The organism is Roseburia yibonii, from assembly GCF_014297335.1.
In the GTDB taxonomy this organism is placed as follows: domain Bacteria; phylum Bacillota; class Clostridia; order Lachnospirales; family Lachnospiraceae; genus Roseburia_D; species Roseburia_D yibonii.
This window is the reverse complement of the sequence record NZ_JACOQH010000007.1, coordinates 86294-104159: the sequence shown is the minus strand read 5'-3', so window position 1 is coordinate 104159 and position 17866 is coordinate 86294. Positions and strand designations below refer to the sequence as shown.

At 50.0% G+C, this 17866-nt stretch carries 17 protein-coding genes; 6 read left to right on the top strand and 11 right to left on the bottom strand.

The window, feature by feature from the left end; genetic code table 11:
- Positions 1 to 14: 14 nt before the first annotated feature.
- From H8Z76_RS10240 to H8Z76_RS10215, 6 genes are all read right to left on the bottom strand, one after another.
- Complete coding sequence (locus H8Z76_RS10240) at positions 15 to 2345, bottom strand: transglycosylase domain-containing protein (protein WP_186982438.1); 2331 nt, start codon at positions 2343 to 2345, stop codon at positions 15 to 17.
- A complete protein-coding gene (locus H8Z76_RS10235; RefSeq protein ID WP_186982437.1) occupies positions 2345 to 3871 on the bottom strand; it encodes an ATP-binding protein in 1527 nt (508 codons plus the stop codon). Before H8Z76_RS10235 ends, H8Z76_RS10240 begins: the two co-directional genes overlap by 1 nt.
- Positions 3868 to 4926: a metallophosphoesterase family protein gene (locus H8Z76_RS10230; protein ID WP_186982436.1), complete on the bottom strand. Its 1059-nt coding sequence runs from the start codon at positions 4924 to 4926 to the stop codon at positions 3868 to 3870. Before H8Z76_RS10230 ends, H8Z76_RS10235 begins: the two co-directional genes overlap by 4 nt.
- Before the next feature lie 196 nt (positions 4927 to 5122).
- Positions 5123 to 5788 carry a hypothetical protein gene (locus tag H8Z76_RS10225; RefSeq protein ID WP_022516506.1) on the bottom strand — a complete coding sequence of 222 codons (666 nt, stop codon included), beginning with the start codon at positions 5786 to 5788 and terminating at the stop codon, positions 5123 to 5125.
- 135 nt (positions 5789 to 5923) lie between these two features.
- Positions 5924 to 6484 (bottom strand): accessory gene regulator B family protein, encoded by a 561-nt coding sequence (locus H8Z76_RS10220; RefSeq protein WP_022516505.1) that lies wholly within the window; start codon positions 6482 to 6484, stop codon positions 5924 to 5926.
- On the bottom strand, positions 6481 to 6633 hold the full coding sequence (locus tag H8Z76_RS10215; protein ID WP_022516504.1) for a cyclic lactone autoinducer peptide: 153 nt from the start codon (positions 6631 to 6633) through the stop codon (positions 6481 to 6483). Before H8Z76_RS10215 ends, H8Z76_RS10220 begins: the two co-directional genes overlap by 4 nt.
- Positions 6634 to 6828: 195 nt before the next feature.
- Between H8Z76_RS10215 and H8Z76_RS10210 the strand changes: the two genes are divergently transcribed.
- The 3 genes from H8Z76_RS10210 to H8Z76_RS10200 are packed head-to-tail and all read left to right on the top strand — an operon-like array spanning position 6829 to position 9228.
- Positions 6829 to 7185, top strand: a complete 357-nt coding sequence (locus H8Z76_RS10210; protein WP_022516503.1) for a helix-turn-helix domain-containing protein — start codon at positions 6829 to 6831, stop codon at positions 7183 to 7185.
- Between the two features lie 21 nt (positions 7186 to 7206).
- Positions 7207 to 7914 carry a LytR/AlgR family response regulator transcription factor gene (locus tag H8Z76_RS10205; protein ID WP_022516502.1) on the top strand — a complete coding sequence of 236 codons (708 nt, stop codon included), beginning with the start codon at positions 7207 to 7209 and terminating at the stop codon, positions 7912 to 7914.
- A 6-nt stretch (positions 7915 to 7920) separates the two neighbouring features.
- Positions 7921 to 9228 carry a sensor histidine kinase gene (locus H8Z76_RS10200; RefSeq protein WP_022516501.1) on the top strand — a complete coding sequence of 436 codons (1308 nt, stop codon included), beginning with the start codon at positions 7921 to 7923 and terminating at the stop codon, positions 9226 to 9228.
- 23 nt (positions 9229 to 9251) lie between these two features.
- Here the strand turns inward: H8Z76_RS10200 and gnpA are convergent, their stop codons facing one another.
- The 3 genes from gnpA to H8Z76_RS10185 are packed head-to-tail and all read right to left on the bottom strand — an operon-like array spanning position 9252 to position 13452.
- The gene (gnpA, locus tag H8Z76_RS10195; protein WP_186982435.1) at positions 9252 to 11408 is read right to left on the bottom strand and encodes a 1,3-beta-galactosyl-N-acetylhexosamine phosphorylase; all 2157 of its coding nucleotides are present in this window, start codon (positions 11406 to 11408) and stop codon (positions 9252 to 9254) included.
- Positions 11409 to 11410: 2 nt separating this feature from the next.
- Entirely contained in the window at positions 11411 to 12520 is a 1110-nt protein-coding gene (locus H8Z76_RS10190) for a phosphotransferase enzyme family protein (protein ID WP_279287702.1), read from the bottom strand.
- A 20-nt stretch (positions 12521 to 12540) separates the two neighbouring features.
- On the bottom strand, positions 12541 to 13452 hold the full coding sequence (locus tag H8Z76_RS10185) for a glycosyltransferase family protein (protein ID WP_186982434.1): 912 nt from the start codon (positions 13450 to 13452) through the stop codon (positions 12541 to 12543).
- Between the two features lie 177 nt (positions 13453 to 13629).
- Between H8Z76_RS10185 and H8Z76_RS10180 the strand changes: the two genes are divergently transcribed.
- From H8Z76_RS10180 to nagA, 3 genes are read left to right on the top strand one after another with little or no spacing between them, the layout of a single operon-like run.
- Positions 13630 to 14526, top strand: coding sequence for an AraC family transcriptional regulator (locus H8Z76_RS10180; protein WP_186982433.1), 897 nt, complete (start codon positions 13630 to 13632; stop codon positions 14524 to 14526).
- A complete protein-coding gene (gene nagB / locus H8Z76_RS10175; RefSeq protein ID WP_186982432.1) occupies positions 14526 to 15275 on the top strand; it encodes a glucosamine-6-phosphate deaminase in 750 nt (249 codons plus the stop codon). Before H8Z76_RS10180 ends, nagB begins: the two co-directional genes overlap by 1 nt.
- Positions 15272 to 16390, top strand: a complete 1119-nt coding sequence (gene nagA / locus H8Z76_RS10170) for an N-acetylglucosamine-6-phosphate deacetylase (protein ID WP_186982431.1) — start codon at positions 15272 to 15274, stop codon at positions 16388 to 16390. The genes nagB and nagA overlap by 4 nt, the downstream gene beginning before the upstream one ends.
- A gap of 10 nt (positions 16391 to 16400) precedes the next feature.
- On the opposite strand, the gene spoVT is transcribed toward nagA, so the two are convergent.
- Positions 16401 to 16949: a stage V sporulation protein T gene (gene spoVT / locus H8Z76_RS10165; protein WP_022516301.1), complete on the bottom strand. Its 549-nt coding sequence runs from the start codon at positions 16947 to 16949 to the stop codon at positions 16401 to 16403.
- 250 nt (positions 16950 to 17199) lie between these two features.
- Entirely contained in the window at positions 17200 to 17853 is a 654-nt protein-coding gene (locus H8Z76_RS10160; protein WP_186982430.1) for a CatA-like O-acetyltransferase, read from the bottom strand.
- Positions 17854 to 17866: the final 13 nt, after the last annotated feature.

Below are 17866 nucleotides of genomic sequence, written 5' to 3'. Positions count from 1 at the left end.
TTAATCCTTTCTCTCTATTCGCCCGGCGTGTTCTGTTCTCCACCCTGGTTTTCTATCTGCTGTGCATTGTCCTGCGAATCCTGCCCGCTCTGGTCTCCCGGCTGTGGCTGTTCCGGCTGTGCCTCCTGCTGTCCGGTCTGCTGATCCGCCGGCTGCTGTTCTGCCGGCTGTTGTTCTGCCGGCTGTTGTTCCGGCTGCTGCTGCTCCGGTGACGGATTCTCCTGCGGCTGTTCCGCCGGCTGTTGTTCCGGTGGCGTCTGCTGCTCCGGCTGCGGCTCTGCCGGCTGATCTGTCTTATCTTTTTCTTCTTTCTTCGTGTCCTCTTGCTGCTGTTCCTTTCCGTCATCTTTCTGCCCGCCATCCGTGTAGGAAACATAAGGCAGGAAGTTGAGAGGGGTCAGTCCGGTGTGGATATTTTCCATAAAATCATGCCAGATATTTCCCGGGTAAGAAGAACCTTTCAGTGTCGGAAGCTCTTTTGGCATATCATAGCCTACCCATACACTGGTCGTATAGTAACGCGTGTAGCCGACAAACCATCCGTCTTTATTGTCGTTGGTCGTTCCGGTCTTGCCCGCGCATGGCATCTCACTGATCGCCAGTCCCTTTCCGGTTCCCTCCTGCACAACGGAAACCAGCATGTCGGTCATCATCCGTGCCGCGTTTTCTTTGTAGACAACGGTCTCCTCCTGATCCGACACATAGATATCATTGCCGTCCGCATCCGTGATCTTGACGATACAGGTCGGCTCCCGGTATTTTCCGCTGTTTTCCAGTGCCGCATATCCAGACGCCATCTCAAGCGCGGACACACCTCTGGTAAAACCACCCAGGGAAGCCGCCATCTGCTCATCTTGATTTTCCAGATGTGAAAAGTTCATATTTCGCAGATAGGAGATCCCGACTTTCGGCGTCAGCTCCTCAAACAGGCTCCACGCCACTGTGTTTTTGGAAGATTCCACCGCCTGGCGCAGTGTGATCTTTCCGGCATAACTCTTGTTGGCGTTGGACGGCCCACCCTCCGTCTTCTCATCATTTACAATCGAATCCGGCGTATAACCGCGCTCCAACGCCGGTGTATACACGATGAGCGGCTTGATCGAGCTTCCCGGCTGACGGAAGCTCTGGTAAGCGCGGTTTAAGGTATAACCGCTCAGCTGCTGGCTCCGTCCGCCAACGATCGCCTTGACATAACCGGTCTCGTTGTCAATGCATACCGCCGAGCTCTGCATCTCGTAGATGCCGTCATCCCCGACATCCGTATAATCTTTCAAATTATCATCCACGCTCTGCTGAAGCGCGGTCTGCATGTTCAGATCGATCGAGGTGTAGATCCGGTATCCTCCGGTATAGAGGGCACGCTGGCAGGCGGCATAGGTTTCCTCATACATACTGTCATAAGCATCCTCCGCCTCCGCCGTATCAAACGTATACTGGAACTGGAAGCCCTGCTGTTTCATCAGCGCACGGGTCGCGCAGTTATAGGTATACGTCTCCACATAGTCGTTTTTACTGGTCTGCGGGCGGTTTAACACGATCTGCTCCGCCTTTGCGTTTTCATACGCGCTCTGCGTGATCTTCCCGTCATCCAGCATGTTTTTTAAGATCAGATCCCGGCGCGTTATGGTATGGTCCGCATGGTTCACCGGATCATATAACGACGGATTGTTCGGTATCGCGCATAAAAACGCGATCTGGGACAGGTCAAGCTGATCCACGGTCGTATTAAAGTAACCCTTGCTTGCCGCCTGGATCCCATAATATCCGTTTCCAAAGTAGATATTGTTCAGATAAAATTCGAGGATCTCATTTTTGGTGTACTTTTTCTCCATCTGCAGTGCGATAAAGATCTCCTCCATCTTTCGCTGCCAGGTCTTTTCCTGCGAGATAAAAACATTTCTTGCAAGCTGCTGGGTGATCGTACTTCCACCCTGCGTAACCTCTCCGTCCCGCAGCATCGCGAGCACCGCACGCATGATCGCCTTATAATCCACACCGCCATGCTGGTAGAATTTCTTGTCCTCGATACTGATGATCGCCGCGGTCACATTCGTCGGGATCTGGTCAAAGCTCAGGTAATAGACATCTTTCTCCCCTTTTAAGACCGAAATCTGGTTTCCGTTCGCGTCATAGACGACACTGGTCTGTGATGCCTTAAAGGTCGACGGTGATGACGTCTTTACATACTGCTCCGCCTCCGACTTTAACTGTGAGATCTGCTGCGCGTAACCGCCTAAATAGTAGTACGCCAGCCCTCCGAGCACAAGACACATTAAAAATATCTGAAATTTGATGAACCGCCAGAATCCGCGGTATTTTTTCTTCTTCTTTTTCTTTCGGGACATCAGCTGCCTCCCCCTGTATGTAAAACTATTCTGTGATATGGAATATCATTCTTCTTTAGTATATCCTCTTCCCGCGTCGTGCAGGTAAAAATGAGTGACTGCTGCGGCTGTCTGCCCAGATACGCGAGCACTGCCGCAAGACGGTCTTCATCATAAAACGCGAACGCCTCATCAAAGGAATAAAACATCGGCTCATCCGAGAGCACGGCTGCGATCGCGATCCGAACCGCCAGATAGACCTGTTCTATCGTTCCCCGGCTGAGTGCCTCAACCGGGATCTCCTTTTTAGAATCAGATAGCACGATCCTCATCGCATCGTCAAATTTAAGGCTCACATAACGCCCGCCCGTGATCTCGGAAAGGATCCCGGACGCCGAAGCATAAAGTTTTTCTTTTGCTTCCCCTGACATCCCACCGGATGATTCCCCAAGGATCTGCTGCGCTAAAAGCAACGCCTGTTCTTTCTTCTCAATCTCCGCCTCTGCACTGCCTTTTTGCATGGCTTCCCGGATCGCTTCCCGCACATTGTCCCGGCGCAGTTCCTTATCCGTCCTCTGCTCCGCGAATGTCTGCTTCAGCGCCTGATGACGCTGCATCTCCGCTTTCTGTTGTTCCAGCACTGCCACCTGTTTCTGATGCTGCCTGCGGCCGGTGAAAACCGCAAAAAACAGAAAGAACAGAAACAGCATTTCCACCGTGCACCATGCTGCCACGGCATACTTTCCAAATAAAAACAGATGAGACACAGCCGCCACTCCGCATAAGACCGCCATCCAGATCTGCCATCCGGATCTTTTCTTCTGTCCGGTTTCATGTTCTTCACGCATCAGCGCCTGGATCTTCAGATCATGCCGGATCGCTTCGTGCCCGGTCTGTTCTTCTAACTTTTCCATGTCCCCGGTAAGGAGCTGTTCCTCGACCCGCAGTTTTTCGACCCTGCTTTCTTTTTCCTCTAAAAGCGCCTTTTTCTCTCTGCGGATCTCTTTGCCGCGCTGCTCCAAATTCTTCTGCGCCAGCAAAAGACTGATATCCGCCTCCCCGGTATTTTCAAGGTTGGAAAGATATTCCCGCAGGATGCCCGCCAGTTCCTCACCGGTCACCGCTCCGGTCTGCCCGATGCACCAGGTATTTTCATACGCGCTCCTGCCAAGTTCCCCGAGTAACATCGAAAGATCTCCAAACTCGACGGAAAGCTGTTCGCCGTCCGCCTCATTTTTCAGTTCCGCCGTCTTTTCTTTGTGGTAAAAATTGCGCTTTAACACAAACGGCCTGTCCTCTATCTCAAAACGGAGACTGCCGCAGTAGTAGGATGCCGCATTCCACGGCTCATAACGCCGGTAGGCATCGTTTTTCTGACTTCTGCCGCGCTTTGGTTCCAGCCCAAAGAGCATCGCGGAAAGAAATTCCGCAAACGTGGTTTTTCCCGCCTCGTTTCCGCCGCAGATCACATTGATCCCCGGCCGGAACACGATCTCTTCCTTATGAAGTTTTCCGAAATTTTCTATATAGGCTTCTTTTAATATCATCTGTGCTCCATCGCCTGACAGATCGCGTCCACGCCATAATACAGCGCTTCCTTTGTGACCGCGTTCTGCGGCAGTGTTTCTATCTTAGAAATATACCGTTCGAGCAGTGTTCCCCGGTACTCCCGCTTTAACTGCGCGAAATCATACGCGGGAACCAGACCGTTCTCCACTGCCGTCACATCCGGTAATTCCAAGAGCCGCGCAGTATCCGGCTCCGCGCCCGGTGTATAGCCGCCGGTAAGTATCACATGGTATTTTTCATAGGGTTCTTTTTTCGTGAGGTCGCGCTTTAAGCATTCTTCCACGTCCTGCGCGGTCATGCCCGCATCCACACGGATCTCATGCCGCACATACTCACATTTGCGGATCGGGTAAAACGATACCTCACATCCGCGCTTGGTCACCTCACCCATCCAGTATCCGTGCGGCCCGAAATCCTTGCAGTCGGTCGGCTCAAGCGAACCTGCCATGACCGCTTTGTTTTTTATGATCTGCCCGCCTTTGTGAATATGTCCGCAGGCAACGTAGTCAAATCCGTTCTGCCGCAGCGCCGCTTCCGACATCGGGATGTGCTTCGCGTCGCCGCCATGCGCAAGCAGTATGTTGATCTTCGCCGGATCTTTCGGCCGCAGCGCATCATATAGACCGTCTGTAATCTCTTTATGCCAGTAACTGAGCCCGTAAATGCACGCCTGATACTCCGGCAGTTCCACTCCCCTTATCTGTTCACGGTCAAAAAAGATCACATTTTCCGCAAACGAAAAGCCCCGGTAATTGGATCTCGGATGCATATAATCGTGATTCCCCGCGATCAGCGCCACTTTGGTACGGGTAAGCCCGCCGAAGAGTTCGTTGACCTGCTTTAGCTCCCGCATGAGCGGCTGACGGTGAAACAGATCCCCGGCGATCAGGACAAGATCGACCTTTTCCCGCTCCGCCACGGCAAGAACCTCCCGGAAAGAATCCCATATATCCTGTTGTCTGCGCGAACTCCACGGCTTTCCCGCATCCGGTGCAAGCCCAAGATGCACATCCGCTATGTGTAGGAATTTCATATGGTTTTCCTGTCCTTTCTGCCGCTCCTGCCGCGTTTTTGTATCTTTTTATTTTACACTGAACGCAGAGATTATACAAGGTAGGACACTTCTTAAAATTCCATGAACTATTTCTAAATTATTTATAGAAACACAACAGAGACGGAATGCGTTTCCTGCATCCCGTCTCTGACGTGACAAACTCTTTTATTCTTTTTTATGCGCTTTCCCAGACTTTTCTCCTGCCTGCGCGCGCCCTTCTTAAATCCATATAATCTGCCCCATAGGGAAGTACCGCCTGTTTTCCTTTCCGGTAGATCCGGTAGCAGTTGTCATAATCCTGCTTTGCGTATATCTTTCCCTCTCTGCTGTAGAAAAAGGTATTGCTGCGTTCTCCCACGCGGATCGTAAAAAATCCATGGCGGATCCCGTATTTTTGAAAGATCCGGTCCACTTCCACCGGGGTCTTATACTCCATTTCAAACGCGACCGTGAGTGAGGTGACACTGAGCGCCCGGATAAATCCCCAGCATTCATAGGCTTCCTTACACTTTTCCCCGTGATCCCACGCGTAAAGCGATTCCGAATGCATGAGACGGAAATCTCCGTTTTTATTGATCCGCATCGCCCATTTCCTGCCGTCTGCCCCACGGACTCCGTAAAATTTCCCCTTTTCGATCGTGATCGTATTGTTTTTGCTTTTGATCTCCTGTATCAGACTGTCATTTATCTTTTCCACATCATCCATACTGCATTTATGGCCCTCGATGTAAAATTCATTCCGGTCTTCTACTTTCATTTCCTCTAATGCTTCCCAGATTCTCTCCCTTGTCAATGCTGCTTTGGTAATTCCCTGCGACTTTACTCCACTGATGCCTTCCATATGATTATCCTTCTCCACTTCCCAAAACAATAAGTACGTTTCCTATTATCTTCAAATCCCCTGCCTTTTCAAGCAATTATGTATGAAACGACATTTTTTCATCTGTTTTGGTCATTTTTCTTGAAAAAACAGATATCATCTGGAAAAGATACACGGTATCTGCAAGCCCGCAGTCAGAATGATCCCAAGTGAAATGCACACCGACGCGTTCTCCCATCCGCAGAAGAAAAGTACCGCCGCAAGCAGCCCGAATGCTGTCGTAAGAATTCCTGTAACCACGCGGTAATGTCTTTTTTCGTCTTCATCCAGTCTCCGGTTTTTGGAATCCACCGGACTGAGTAAAAAGAGGGATACCATTGCTGCTGCTGTCACGGCTGCCAGTGTAGAGCCGCCCTCTATGTGCCCGGAAAGTTCGATGCACAAAAGAAGTAACAGACACGAACAGATGAAGCATACGATGGCATGCTTTGCGTGTACGCCGCCGCTGAATTTCCGTATCAGTAAAAATGGAAGGATCAAAACGATACTCTGCCACGTTTTTCCAAGCAGGGTACCGATCAGGATCGTTAAGAATAACGGTGATACGGTGATCAGAAAGCTATATGCCGCGTAGACATATAGCTCTCTGTCAGATTCTCTGACCGCTCCGCACCGGATCAGCCATCCTGTGATCCCCCGTGCGCACCACGCGATCATTTACTCTTTTTGTAACGTGCCAGTTCCTTCGGTGCCTTCGGCTGATAAACCACGATGCAGGATGTGGAATTCGCATCCGCACGCAGTACCGTATCAAGCGCTGCCGCTACCCCTTTTGCTGCCTGTTTTCCAAAATTTTTCTTTGCCATAGTTCTTCTCCTTTCGGGTCGATGTTTTTTGGTTACGCCACTTATCATAATCGTTTTTCCGGCAAAAATCGACCGTTTTCGCAGGAACGGTCAGATATACTTCTATATTGGTCGAAACCTTTTTTCTGCCCTTCTTTTTTTCACATGAGGCAGAAAAATCCAACCCGTTCAGAATTTTTTGAAGATAAGGATGTGATGCATTTGCACCTGCGCTATATCGAAATGGGAAACCGCATCCGGCTGCGGCGCAAAGAACTGCATTTAAAGCAGGGAGAACTCGCCCGGCTGCTTTCCATCTCAAATAACCACATGTCCGCCATTGAGAGCGGAAAACAAAAAACCAGCATCGACACTTTTTTAAACCTCTGTGAAGTCTTAAAAGTGACGCCGGACTATCTGCTGCTTGGCAGTATGCACGCCAACAACGTCTCAAAAGACATTTCGGACATGCTACGCCTGTGCAGTCCGTCCGACCTTGCGCTCGCCAAAGAGTTTATTGAACTGCTCGTAGCGCGCAACCGGACGCCCTGGAACGAGGAACATTTTATATAAAATATAAAGGAGATATGATTTATGCGTATACTGATCTGTGATGACGATCAAACGACAGCCGGACAGCTCGCCGGATATATCCGGGACTTTTTTAAGCGGGATCATCTGAAATGCCCGGATATGGATCTGTTTTTTGACGGAGAATCCCTGCTTGCGGATCCCGGAGAAAAGGACATCGTTTTTCTCGATGTGGAAATGCCCGGTGTGGACGGCATTTATGTCGGTCAGCAGCTAAAAAAGAAGCAGCCGGACACCATCATTTTTATGGTGACTTCCTACACGGAATACCTGGACGAGGCGATGCGGTTTCATGTTTTCCGCTATCTCTCCAAGCCCATAGACCGCAAGCGGCTTTTCCGCAATCTGAAGGACGCGCTCAAGCAGTACAACTGCGCCTCCGAAAAAGTCGCGATTGAGACGAGACAGGGCGTATTTACGGTTCCTGTTTCCGACATCATCTGCCTGGAAACGCAGGGGCGGAAGCTTGTGATCCACACGCTGACAAGAGATTTTGAATCGGTACATAATATGCAGTTCTGGGCAGACACGCTTCCCAAAAACTGCTTTTTCCAGTCACACCGCAGTTTTCTCGTGAACCTTTCACATGTTTCGGAATTTGACCACTCGCTCATCCAGCTCGCCAGCCACCGCTTTGAGGCCTACCTGACGCGCAGAAAGTACACCGAATTTAAAGCTGCCTATTTTTTATATTTAGAAAGTACGAGGTAAGACACCATGGAAATTTCCGCATTTTATATTTTGATCTACACGATAGAAGGTTTTATTTTCGGCAACTACGCGATCCGGCTGTTTGATTCCAAGTTCCACTGGCATCTTCAGGTCTCCATGCTCTTTATTTTTTACAGCGGTCTGTACCTGCTCTCCCGCCTGGAACTCTCGTGGTCATGCAACACGGTCACATTTTTTGCCGCCAATTTCTGCTTTCTTTTGCTCATGTACCGCCTGACCTGGTATACCGCCTTATTTCACGCGGCCGCGGCTACCTTTCTCATGGGGATCAGTGAATTTATCCCTTACAGCATCCTGTTTTCCTTTTTTCACAGTTCCGGAAAACCGAACGACTACTTTTTTTCCCTCGTGCTCCTCACCGCCATCAGCAAAACCTTATATTTTACTTTTATGACACTGCTTGCGCACTATGAAAAGAGGATCCTGGACATTCCGCCGGATAAAACGTTCTTTTTTCTGATCAGCATTCCCATCATCTCGCTCTTTTTGATGCTGTCCCTCTTTTTTATCTCGGAAAACGGAAATCTTCCGACCTTTATCAACTGCATGATCTCGGCAAGCGCCGTTCTTCTTTTGATCTGTAACCTCCTCGTTTATGCGGCGGACAGCTACTCCAAAAAGCGGAACCAGTCCTTCACCGAGCTCTCGCTCCAGCTGCAAAAAGAGCAGGATGCCACAGAATATTACAAACTGCTGCTAAGGCAGAATGAAAACCAGAATATTTTGATCCACGATATCAAAAAGCATATCAACATGATCTCTGTTTTAAATGATAAGAACGAACCAAAAAAGATCGCGGAATACATAAGCCTTCTGATCCAGTCCCCTGCGCTCAAAGAAAGCGCGCATCTGTGTGACCGCGAGATCTTAGACGCGATCCTCTGCCGCTACCAGACCAGATGCCGTGAGGCGGGCGTCACCTTCCATACGGATATCCGAAGCGGCACGACAGAATTTGTCACAGATACGGACATGACCTCGCTTTTCTGCAACCTGCTTGAAAATGCGCTTGAATCTGCCACAGGCACTGCGGAAGCTTTTATCGAGCTGAGCGTCAGCCACCGGGAAAACACTCCTTACACGGTGCTTGTGATGACCAACTCCTGTGGAAGCGATCCGTTTGTCCGCCATGGGGAACGCCTGCCGACCAGCAAGCCGGACAAGGGACGGCATGGCTACGGCATGAAAAGCGTCTGCCGGATCGTGGAAAAATACCATGGCGAGATCCAGAACTATTATGAAGGCAGCACCCAGACCTTTCACACGATCCTGACCCTGCGGCAGGAACCATAACCTGCCGCAGATCCCACACCGCTTTAAATCTCAAACCAGCGGATCTCATTTTCTTTTAATGCCAGCGGAAAGTGGCTGCCATCTCCGGTATAGACCTCTGTCTCCTGCGGCTCATAGGTATTGTTGACCACGCAGTATTTTCCGTTTGCCACATAAGCGTGGACTTCGACATGGTAGTTGGTGGAAAACCAGCGGTGGAGGTTCTTTTCATCTCCCGCGCTCCACAAAATCGCCCGGTAAAGCAGTCTGCTGTTTTCAAAGGAGAACGGCAGCCCGCTGATGTAGACCGCGCGCCCTGCGCCAAATTCATGTACGGCAAGATCAATGTCATCTCCCGTCTTCGCCAGGATCTTTGTCCCATCAAGCGCGTAGATATTTTTCTTTCCCTCGCCAAAATCAATGTGTGCGCCTGCGTCCTCGGTGATAAAATGCGCGTGTACGTCTTTGTTGTATTTGTCATATCCAAGCGTAAATCCACGCTCCTCCTCCACGCCAAGCACGTTCGCAAGCTGGAAGAAATGTCCGTTTGCCTGATGTGCGGACGGCTCTCCGACTCCGATGAATCCGCCCCCGCGATGAACAAATTCTTTGATGGCAGAGGAAATGACAGGGTTACACCACCATTCCCCGCCGGTCTGCGCGGTGTCCGCATCCCCGACATTTAAGATCACGTCGATCTCTTTTAACAGATCCGGGGTCTTTAAAATATCCTCGAAGCTGATGAATTTCACGTCAAACGGTGCGCCGGACAGTGCTTCCATAATCCCCGCATAGGAATAATTCTGCTTAAAATAAATCGCGTGATGTACCATATGGTTGCCCCATGCACGCATCTTTCCAAAGCAGTTTAAGACTGCGACCGTCTTTACGCAGTAAGGCGTTGTTCCCTTGATGTTGCGGTACAGTTCTCTAAATTCCTCACAGACCGATTCCACATAATCGGTAAACTCCGGGAAATCAAGCGTCAGCTTCAAGTAACCGCCATATCCGATCCGGTCGATCGGTTTGCGCAAAATCGCGCGCCTTGCAGTCACCCAGTTTGTCTTTGCCTCTTTTACCGGATCTGCGCCCTCGTGAAACGTATCCGGGAAGAAATACGGGAGCAGTCTGCCCTCGGTGTATTTCACGCCCTCTATGTCGCTGATCAGACGGAGCGTCGCGCCGTTTCCGACACTTCCGACCACGGCATCCAGCCCGATCCCCTGAAATTCTTCCATAAACGGTTCTGTTCCGATCCAGTGATCCCCCAGAAACATCATAGCTTCTTTTCCGTACTCGTGCGTGATATCCACCATCTCTTTTACGATCTTTGCCACTTCCCTACGCTGAAACGCCTGAAAATCCCGGTATTCTTTCGTCGGGATCCGATACTGGTTGTTGTAATATCCCTGATCGATGATATACTCCGGACGGAACCGGTAACCAACCTCTTTTTCAAACTGTTCCAGGATATAAGGACTTACCGATGCCGAGTAGCCATACCAGTCCACATATTTTTCGCGGGCAAGCTCATCAAACACCAGTGTAAACTGGTGGAAAAAGGTCGTAAAGCGCAGTACATTGACGTATGGGTGGGTCTCAATGAATTTGCGCAGACGCTTCATGGTGAACGCGTGTGTCTTTGGCTGGCGGACATCAAAGGTCATCTGATGTTCCACGTCTTTCCAGTCGTTGACCACCGCATTGTACATATGCACCGGATCCCAGAGGATATACGCGAGAAAGCTCACCGTATAATCGTGGAACGGCACGGTCTTTATCGTCACATCCCCGCCTGCTTCATCATACTCCCACGCATCCGTGTCTACGACTTCCCCTGTCGTCCGGTCTATGACCTCCCACCAGCGCTTGATGTCATCCCGGCTGTTTGGCGCGAGCATATCGGGATAGAGCCCTTTCATCAGATGGATCTGAAGCTCTTCCTCCTCCGCCGTGTAGATCGGCGTCATCAGATACATCTGCTGGATCTCATCCGGATTCTCCTTCGCCCAGGCATTGTCTTTTCTGGTGGTGTAGTAGGTCGCGTATACCTTTAACCCCGCGTCCTTTAACTCCTTCGGAAAATCTGTCCCGTCACAGTCGCGCACCGCGTCCGCGCCCCATTTTTTTGCAAGTTCCAGTGTCTCCTTTACCACATCCATGTCTGTCGGTATCGTCACACGCCCCATCGTATGTTCCATAGCTAATCCTCCTTACACATTGCGTCCCACTTTTTTTCCATGTCAGCCACCAGTGCGAACTGACTCCTGCACCGGTCGAGATTCTGTTTCTTTCTGTGGATCTTAAAATAAATATCTCCGTTTAAATAATCGGTCAGGAAACGGATCCCGCACTCAAGCGTCATGAGCTTTGCCCCGACCGGAAGCAGTTTTTTCTCAAGTGCGCCAAGACTGCCCCGGGAACCCTCCAGATATCCCTTTTTATAAAGCCGGTACAAAGAAAGATCCAGCGAAACCCTGGTGAGATCCACTTCATCCTCCGCTCCGGTATTGGCTCCATAACGGATGGAATCCCCGAAATCATACAACGAAAGTCCCGGCATCACGGTGTCCAAATCGATGACGCAGATCCCGCGTCCTGTCTTTTCATCCATCATGATATTGTTTAACTTTGTGTCGTTATGCGTCACGCGAAGCGGCAGTTTTCCCGCGCGCTGTAAGTCAAGCAGTTCTCCGAGCTCCGCTTTCCGCTCCCGCGCAAAGGCGATCTCCGGTTCCACACATGTTTTTCTTCCCGCCACATCTGCCGCAATGGCGGCTTCCAGATCCTGATAACGCTTTACGGTATTATGAAAATCCGGTATCGTCTCATGCAGTGTCTCTGCCGGATAATCGGAAAGCAGATACTGGAATCTGCCAAACGCCACCGCGCTCTCATAAAAGTCTTCCGGCCTTTTTACCACATCATAACTCACCGCGCCCTCGATAAAATCATACATCCGGTAATACCCGAGATCCTCTGCCACAAAACAGTTTTCTCCCCGCTTTGTCTCTATGAGAGAAAGTGTCTCCCGTTTCGGATCCCCGCCTTCCATGCGTATCTTATTCTTTAAATGCTTTGTGACACCGGAAATATTTTCCATGAGTTCTGACGGTTTGGTAAAAACAGACGTATTCATACGCTGTAAAATGTAACGTTTCGTTCCGCTCCCACCTGTTTTTTCCCGCATGACTACAAGATAGGTGTCATTGATATGTCCGCTTCCATATGGTGTAATGGTATGTACCGTTCCCTCCAGATCAAATTGTGCCGCAATCTGAAATAATGTTTCCTGCTCTTTTCCCATCGTCATGGCAAAAACCTCCCACACTTTTAAAAATTTTGCGGATAATCACCCCATTCTTTCATTTGCCGGATCGCTTCTTCCACCACCGGCTTATCCGCATGATAAGTCACGCCATACCACTGATCCGGCGATCTTAGCACTGTGACCTCTGCCTTTTTTTCTTCTAAGAGGGCTCCGACCACCGCCGGAAGAAAATATTCACATTTGAGCGGATTTTTCGCAAGGTTTTCCACAAGAAAACGGGGGAAACGTTCCCGCAGTTCCACAAGTATGCTCTCCGTAAATCCCCACATGTTCATGGACACCACACTGCCCGCCGGAATCTCATGCCAGGATATCCCATCATCCCCGGTATACTGGATTTTTCCATCCCGCTTTTCGATATGGGTGCGCTCTGTGATCCCGGTAAGCATCCCGTCTTCATCCACCGTACAGATCCCGCGCGCCACATGACCGTGATCCGTCAGCGTCTTCTCCAGCTGATAACCGACCATTGCATAGTGATAAGGCTCCTCCGCCACCGGATGCGCAAGATAATCGTAGATCAGGGAAAACGCGTGCTTTCCATAGTAATCATCCGCGTTGATCACCGCAAACGGTCCGTCAATGACCGGTGCGCAGCAAAGAACCGCATGTCCGGTTCCAAACGGTTTCGTCCTGCCTTCCGGCACCGAAAATCCCTCCGGCAGCGTCCAGTCCTGATATACATAAGAGACCTCCATGCTTTTTTCGATCCGGTTTCCGATCACGGCCTTAAAATCCGCCTCATTCTCTTTTTTTATGATGAACACCACCTTGTGAAATCCCGCTTTTCCTGCGTCATAAAGCGAAAAATCGATCAGGATGTGTCCCTCCCTGTCCATCGGATCGATCTGTTTTAACCCTCCGTAACGGCTGCCCATTCCAGCCGCCATGATCACTAATACCGGTTCTTTCATCACGATTACCTCCTCTCTTTCTATCCTCATTATATCGCCGCATTTTTGTCCGGGCTTTGCACGATCTCTCATTGTTTTTGCACTATCGTTCTTTTCTATTACTATTTTTGTGCATCTGTGCTATGATGATTTTAGAAACAGATGAGCGCGATCTTCTCCGCAGGAGGTGGATATGTAATGGAATACGGAAGTGTTTTTCTGACACCCACGATCCAGATTGAAAGAATCGTGACCATACATTACTACGAGTATGGCAGCCACTATCATTTTTCCGGTGAATCCCATGATTTCTGGGAGTTTCTCTGTGTTGACAAGGGGGAACTGAACGTAACCGCAGGCGACCGCGACTATGCGCTTTCCCGCAACGACATTATTTTTCACAAACCAAATGAATTTCACTGTCTGAGCGCCAACCACAAAGTCGCTCCGAATCTGGTCGTCATCGCTTTTTTCTGCGACTCGCCCCAGATGGATTTCTTCCGGGACAAGCTGCTTTCGATCGACAATTTTGAGCGCGGGCTCTTAGCCCAGATCATTTTGGAGGCACGCAATGTCTTTTTGGATCCACTCGATGATCCGATGTTAAAGCAGATGCATAAACGGGAGGTCATTCCACCGGGTGCCGAGCAGTTAATCTCTCTCAACCTTGAGCTTTTACTGCTGCATCTGCTGCGGCGCTACTCGCTTCCGATGGATCTTCCGGTCGCCAAGGAGACGATCCGCCAGAAAAACAGTGATGAACTGTATCACCGCGTGGTAGAATATCTGACGCTGCATTTGAATGAGCAGCTGACCTTAGATGATATCGCAAAGGGCACTCTGACCGGAAAATCGCAGCTGCAGCATCTGATCCGGGAGCAGAAAGGCTGTGGGGTGATCGAACTGTTCTGCCGCATGAAGATCAATCAGGCAAAGCTTTTGATCCGCGAAAATTCCCTAAATTTCACGGAGATCGCCAACACGCTCGGCTACAGTTCCATCCACTATTTTTCCAGGCAGTTCAAAAAGATCACCGGCATGACTCCAAGCGAGTATTCCGGTTCCATAAAAAAGATGATTGAGGAGGATATGTGATGAGAATTTATCGGGTAAAAAATTATGACGCGATGAGCAGACAGGCGGCAAATATCATTTCCGCCCAGATCATTTTAAAACCGGATTCCGTACTCGGTCTTGCCACCGGTTCCACCCCGATCGGTGCCTACCGGCAGCTGATCGACCGGTACCGGATGGGAGATCTCGACTTTTCGGGGATCCGGTCCGTCAATCTCGACGAATATCTGGGACTTTCCGCCGATGATCCGAGAAGTTATGCCTGTTTTATGCGAAAGAACCTCTTTGACGCGATCAACATAAAACCGGAAAACACGTTTATTCCAGACGGATGCGCCACGGATCCGACCGAAGAATGCGCGCGTTACAATCAGTTGATCCGCGCGCTCGGCGGCATCGATCTGCAGCTGCTCGGCATCGGAAACAACGGACATATCGGCTTTAACGAACCGGGCGACTGTTTTGCCAAAGAGACACATCCGGTCCGGCTGACGGAAAACACCATTGCCGCAAATGCTCGCTTTTTCTCCTCTGTGGAGGAAGTGCCAAAATACGCCATCTCGACCGGGATCAAAAATATCATGCAGGCAAAACGCATCCTGCTCATTGCTTCCGGCACCGCCAAGGCAGAGGCGCTTTTCTCAACGATCTGCGGTCCGATCACCCCGGCGGTTCCCGCCTCCATCTTACAGCTGCATGAAAACGTGACCATTGTTGCGGACGAAGCCGCGCTTGCCCTCGTCCCGGATCAAACGGAGGAACCATTATGATCATAAAAAACGGATCTGTATTTACTTCAGACGGATTTGAAAAGAAAGATATCGCATTTGACACTTCCCACCGGATCATGGCAGCTCTGCCGTCCGCCGATCCGGATGTCTTTGACGCGGAGGGCTGTTATGTCGTTCCCGGTTTTATCGACATTCACACACACGGAGCCGTTGGTGCCGACTTTTGTGACGCGGATCTCTCCGGTTTAAAACGTATGGCCGCTTACTTAAAATCCTGCGGCATTACCACGTTCTGCCCGACTTCCATGACACTGCCGCCGGAAAAACTAAAAGAAATTTTTAAGACCGCCTCGGATCTTATGGACGTACCGGATCCCGCCATTTCCCGCGTTGCCGGCATCAATATGGAAGGTCCTTTTATCTCTGCCGAAAAGAGAGGCGCCCAGAAGATCGACCATATAAAAAATCCTGACAGTTCCATGTTCTTTTCTCTGTTTCATGGCTGTCAGGATCGTATCAAATTTGTCACGCTCGCGCCGGAGCTTCCCGGCTCTCTTTCTTTTATCGACACGGTAAAAGATGTAGTTTCGGTTTCCCTCGGGCATTCTTCCGCTGACTATGACGCGGCAGCTGCCGGATTTTCACACGGCGCCGATCATGTCACGCACCTGTTTAACGGAATGGAGCCGTTTTTACACCGGAATCCGGGCATCGTCGGAGCCGCAGCGGATGCCTGTGCCGCCTCCGAAAATGTCTTTCTTGAACTCATCTGCGACGGCATTCACATTCATCCTTCCATGATCCGCAGTGTCTTCCACCTGTTCGGGGAAGACCACATGATCCTTATCAGCGACTCCATGCGTGCCTGTGGTATGGAAGACGGCATCTACGAGCTCGGCGGACAGCGCGTGGAAAAAAACGGAAGCCGCGCAACACTTCATGACGGAACGCTCGCCGGTTCTGTCACAAACCTGTTTTCCTGCTTCCAGAATGCTGTTTCTTTCGGCATCCCGCTTGTTTCCGCCCTGAAAGCAGTCACCGTAAATCCGGCAAAGAGCCTGCATATGGAGTATGCGATCGGACAGCTTCTGCCCGGCATGGAGGCAGATATTCTGATCCTCTCCAAAGATCTCTCGCTCATTGCCGTATTTTAGCAGACATTTTTTACTGCTCCATCTGCCGCCCCAAAAACGTGGCGGCAGTCATGGCAAGCTTCTGCTCGGTATCTCCGAACTTGTTTTTCTCGTCTCTGCCATAGAGTACAACCGCGCCGACCGCATCGCCTTCGCATAAGATCGTACTGACCACTTCGTTGCCATGCTCCCTGCTGTCATCCAATGTGATCTGGACAAAGTCTTCATCGGCTGCGGTCGCGACCATGCTTCCCCGTCCTTCCATGAATCCCTCCAGCTGCTTGCTGATCGGCTTGCCCTCAAAGTCTCTTTTTCCGGCTCCCACTGCTGCCACCACATGATCCCGGTCCGTGATGCAGACTAACTGTCCGGTCGTCTGCGCAAGCGCTTCCGCACAAAGCCCTGCATACTGGCTGAGTTCCCCGATCAGGGAATATTTTTTTAAAATGATCTCCCCCTCACGGTCTGTAAATATCTCAAGCGGATCTCCCTCCCGGATACGCAGTGTTCTTCTGATCTCCTTTGGTACTACGACTCTTCCAAGGTCATCTATTCTTCTGACAATTCCTGTGGCTTTCATATGATTGTTTTCCTCCATTGCTAAGTTTAAACTATGGAGTTATTATGTGGAAAATCAGAAGAATTATTCTTTCTGCCTTATAATTTCACCTCAGCGAAAATGAAATACTTCATCCCAGTTCAAAAATCTGCAGATGATCTTTCAACGACATCGTTTCTTCTCCTCCTGCATTTTTCTTGTTTTATGATACGCTAAACATGTATTTGTCACAAGCCCAATCCGGCAAATGACACTTTTTTAGCAATAAGTGTTACCGATTTTTAAATTCCGCGATCGTATCCTGCAGTTTTTTAAAAAACTGCGCAATATGATATCCGTCTGCCGCCGCATGCGCAATCTTTATCGCAAACGGCAGCCGGTATCTGCCCTCGTGATCCATTGTATATTTCCCATATGTAATGATCGGAAATAACGGTGGCTGCCCGGACGCGCTGACATTTACCGCATCAAAGGAAAGCCACGGCACACAGCTGATGCAGTAAAAATTTTCCGGCTGATCCGGTCTTCCCTTAATCCCCACATGATGACCATATACCTCTGTTGTATGCACGAAACCATCATAAAAGTCATCCAGATCCTCGTGAAAGTCGCACCACAGGTCGCTGAACGTATGGCTCTCCTCATGGAAAACCGTATAAACAGGCACTACGCTGTCCCACACGCCGGGATTTCCCTGGTCATCCAGCATCATTTTCATTTCATCCATCCGGTTGATGACCGATGAAACCGCCCAGACCATGCACGGATAAAACTTTCTTCCGCTTCTGTGCGCATAGGACAGGATCTCGGTAACATCCACGGTTACGGTCACTGCTTCCGATGTCTGGATTGTATTTTGATAATAAAGAAAATGTTCCCTGCGATTCCAGGATGTGACATCGATCCGTTTATAGTTTTCTTTCATGCTGTTCCTCCTT